Source organism: Lactobacillus sp. C449L, from assembly GCF_059900815.1.
The window spans coordinates 1-403 of record NZ_JBWXGA010000418.1 but is presented as its reverse complement, the minus strand read 5'-3'; the positions used below and the strand labels follow the sequence as shown (position 1 = coordinate 403).

Here is a 403-nt window from a genome sequence, read left to right as displayed (position 1 = left end):
CGAGGCCCACGACCCAATTGTGAATCGCGAAGGCAACATTGGTCGGAACCTTGACCTTTATGTCCTTAGGTTCGTCGGTCTGGCGCTGCGCCTCGAGAGCCAGTTTTACCGGCTTCGGAGCCGTGGCGAGGTTTGCTAATGCAAGATCCCACCATTCAGGGAAGTCCGCGAATTTGATTTTGACTTCGTCGCCTTGTGGGTCTTGCTCGACAACTTCCAGGGCATTCCAGAAATGGCGCCGCTCCTCGATCGTGTCTCCAATCGTTCCAAAGGATGCGTACTCAAGGGCGTCCAGTTCCTCGTCGCTGAGGTTTTTCGGAGGCGTCCGTTCAACGGCTCCCGGCCGCTCCAGGTAGTCTTGCTGGCTTTGGGCGTCCCGTCCGGCGGCTTCGCGCTCAAGGGC

Annotated in this window: 1 protein-coding gene; it reads right to left on the bottom strand. The window is 58.6% G+C overall.

What is annotated here, in order from left to right; translation table 11 throughout:
* Positions 1–403, bottom strand: a 403-nt coding sequence (locus AC2JF9_RS10060) for a hypothetical protein (protein WP_500727491.1), incomplete at both ends; no start/stop codon positions are given.